3 protein-coding genes are annotated in these 3,301 nt (G+C 48.1%); 1 reads left to right on the top strand and 2 read right to left on the bottom strand.

The annotated features are described in order from the left end of the window. Window positions 1-371 precede the first annotated feature (371 nt). Window positions 372-596, top strand: coding sequence for a DUF378 domain-containing protein (locus tag GF404_00425; protein ID MBD3380636.1), 225 nt, complete (start codon window positions 372-374; stop codon window positions 594-596). A gap of 468 nt (window positions 597-1,064) precedes the next feature. Here GF404_00425 and GF404_00430 read toward each other — a convergent pair whose 3' ends face one another. Further along, a complete protein-coding gene (locus GF404_00430) occupies window positions 1,065-1,601 on the bottom strand; it encodes an HDIG domain-containing protein (protein MBD3380637.1) in 537 nt (178 codons plus the stop codon). A gap of 240 nt (window positions 1,602-1,841) precedes the next feature. Further along, window positions 1,842-2,672 carry an SDR family oxidoreductase gene (locus tag GF404_00435; protein MBD3380638.1) on the bottom strand — a complete coding sequence of 277 codons (831 nt, stop codon included), beginning with the start codon at window positions 2,670-2,672 and terminating at the stop codon, window positions 1,842-1,844. Between the last annotated feature and the right edge of the window lie 629 nt (window positions 2,673-3,301).

Here is a 3,301-nt window from a genome sequence, read left to right on the forward strand (position 1 = left end):
GACAACCGGCCTATCATGATTCCCATCATTTTATCCATCATACCCATCTTTTGACCTCCTAAAAACAGTTGTGTGTTTTTTACAGGATAGCTCGCAATTGTTAGGATCGGATTAAAAACAGATAACCGCTATCTTAGACAAGATATCTACATTATCTTAGACACAAAACCGTTTTCTATAACGATTTTTTACAATACAGCCGGACGTTACTCATACAGGAAGAACCCATAAAGCATTGCACAACAACGCCAAATGATCTTTTTTTGCAGGTTTTTTAATTTTTTATACAAAACGGGAACTATTATTAGACAATTCATGTTTTGTCTAGTGAAAGTTGAAATTATGTGGACGCAATCAAAAAGGAGAACACAATGAAGACATTAGACGTAATCGTAGCCGCGCTTCTGGTAATCGGGGGTTTGAACTGGGGGCTGGTCGGCATTTTCGGATTCGATCTGGTCGCCTCGATTTTCGGTGATATGAGCTTTCTGAGCAGAATCGTCTACGCCGTTGTAGGCCTGAGCGCTCTCTACCAGGCAGTGCAGTGGAAAGCGATCCAGCGTCGCTGGGCAGTCCTGTCACCGGCCGGTGCTTGATTAGTTGAACATCGACAAACGATTAGTTGAAATTGAACGCAAAAAATTTAAGGAGAAGTAAAATGAATGTGAAATTAAAAGACAAGATGGAAAAGGGTAGAGGGGCAGCTCACATCGGCTCGAGACCGATGGTGGTTCATGTGGACAGCAGAGGAACGGAATGGTTGTGCGACAAGAACGTCAACGGGGGCGACTTCGCCGCTCAGGGGTGCTGGCGAACAGATATGATGGCGTTCAATCGCAACGACTAATCAGCAGAGAGCGGTGAACCGAAAGGCGGTCTGGATTTCCAGGCCGCTTTTCTTTTGTTTACTGCGTCATTCAAGTATAAGTCAAATTACTAAAGATTATACTACGGCTACTGACGCTTTCAGGTTTGTAAACAGCGCCAAACGCAAATGACATAAAACTGTCTGTAGCTTTCAGCCGGCAGAGGGTGTCGCGGTGATAGCCTTTTCAAAATGCTAACTACAGATTTTTGAACGGCAGAAAGCTCATGAAATCGCAGTGGTGGACTATATAGGCCTCGGTCGTGCGTTTGACCATATCGCCCTCGCCGGCATGAGCGGCGATTATATGACAGACCTCTTTCGGCACCCCGCACTGCATCGCCAGTCCGACTCCTGAAAACGGATGACGGACTGCTTTGCCGAAATCGGACTGCACCGCTTTACCCTCGATCTTTTCATATTCCAGCAACTTGCCGACATCGGCCAGAATCGCCCCGGCCACGACCGTATCCAGGTCAATCGGTAAGTTGGTGCCGAAAAATTTCTGCATCGTCTGAGCGGATTCATACGACAGATGAACCACCGCACGTTTATGTTCCATAAATGTCACCGGGCAATCCTTGATCAGAAGCGTAAAGGGAATCTCGTTCAGATCGTCCACGGTCAAGGGACTGAGTTTCAGCGCCAGCGCCCAGGCGTCGGCGGTCTGTTCACGCAGTTTCTCATCTTTGATCCATTCCAGTTCGGGCCAGAGTTTATAGACTTCTTCGGGCATTTGATATCTCCTTGTGTGCGTTTCTTTGGCTGTAATTAAACTCCCGGCAGACCGTCTGTCAACTCAAAGAAGCGGGCTGGTTGTCAGGTTGCCTGATATAAGCGGATATTGGCTCGTACCTTTGGCAAAAACAGTCAATTATTCCGGGTGAGGTTTGATCTACTGGCCTGAGGAATTCATCAGGAGATGTTGCGATACGCGCATTTTGACAGGTCAACTACTCAGTTTTGTCACTTAAGGTTATGAGTTCTGCTTTTTTGCGCGATGCTTTTGCGCTTTGATGGAAATCCAGTCGATCAGCCTGGGAGAGATCTTGTTTAAAAACACTCCCAGCTTGCCTGAAAACGATAATACCCTCTCGCGCTTGCGTTTGGCAGAAGCCTTGAGGATAATCCGGGCACACTCCGAAGCTGTCATCATCTTATCGGTGTAAAGCTTCTGGCCCTGTTCGCCCATCTTCTGGCCGTCCGGCTTGATCACATTGCCGGCGAAATTGGTGACAACGTAGCCGGGATAAACAGCTGTCAGCGAGACCCCCTCGGAACGCAGTTCATTGCGCAAAATGTCCGAAAAACCGGCCATCGCAAATTTGGAGGCGGCATAGACGGTACTTCCCCAGATTGCAACCTTGCCCAGAACCGAGGACACCATCACGATTCGCCCGCGGGTTTTCTTCAAATACGGGAGAGCGTAGTAGGTACACCAGACCGAGCCCATAAAGTTGACCTCCATGACATTCTGGAAAGCCTTCAGATCGGGCTGTTCATCCAGCCTGCCACCGGTACTGTAACCGGCATTATTGATCAGTGTATCGATCCGGCCGAATTCTCCAAAAGCCTTATCGATCAAATGCTTACATTCGGACTCAAGCCCCACATCGGTTTTCACCACGAGAGCTTTGGCGCCCCGCCTTCGGCAATCAGCGGCAATCTTTTCGAGCTGATCAAGACTGCGGGAGGCCAAAACCAGGACAGCACCCTGGTCTGCCAACTGCAGGGCCAGTTCACGACCTATCCCGCTCGAAGCGCCGGTAACAATTGTCACGTTATCTTTGAAAACAGTATTACCCATGTGCAGATAATAACAGGTTCCGGTTGGCAGAGTTTATAAAAATTCGGAAATTATTCGCCCTCGGCCAGGCGACTGTTAGCCTCAGGCAGAAGATCGAGAGTGCCCAGCTCATTGTAGGTAATCTCGACCACATGGGAGCTGTCCAGGATCAGCGGATCGGTCAAGACGGTTTTATGCGTGGCAATGGACATGAACTTGTTGACTCCGTTTAAGTAATCGATCACCGGTCGATCGGAATCGACCAGCGGAGTTACCAGAAAATCATTTGGATTTTCAGGATCACTGGAGATATAACTGACCTGGGTAAAACGGTAGAGCTCATCGAGTCCCATCAGGTTGCCCAGCTTCTTAAACCTGATAACCTGCATCTCGAGCTGAAACAGGCTGTCATTGAGAAGTATCTCATTGGCCAAAAGCGGATTATTGTTTTCATCGAAAGTCTTCAGGATCATCCGTGGCTTTTCGTACTCGGATTCTACAAAAGATACTTTGGCCAGCGGTGTATTGGTGTATAGCGGGAAATACAGCTTGAGTTTGGAGTTCAACCAGAGCAGGTTCTGACCGAGTAAAATCAGCAATATACCGCTCAGGCTGATGACACCGTTTATGATCAACTTGTGTTTAAACGC

The organism is Candidatus Zixiibacteriota bacterium, from assembly GCA_014728145.1.
In the GTDB taxonomy this organism is placed as follows: Bacteria; Zixibacteria; MSB-5A5; order JAABVY01; family JAABVY01; genus WJMC01.

What these genes read in the sequence shown, in the direction of transcription:
- GF404_00430 (MBD3380637.1), bottom strand. Translation starts at nt 1,601, where the DNA reads ATGCCCGAAGAAGTCTATAAACTCTGGCCCGAACTGGAATGGATCAAA.
- GF404_00435 (MBD3380638.1), bottom strand. Translation starts at nt 2,672, where the DNA reads ATGGGTAATACTGTTTTCAAAGATAACGTGACAATTGTTACCGGCGCT.
- GF404_00425 (MBD3380636.1), top strand. Translation starts at nt 372, where the DNA reads ATGAAGACATTAGACGTAATCGTAGCCGCGCTTCTGGTAATCGGGGGT.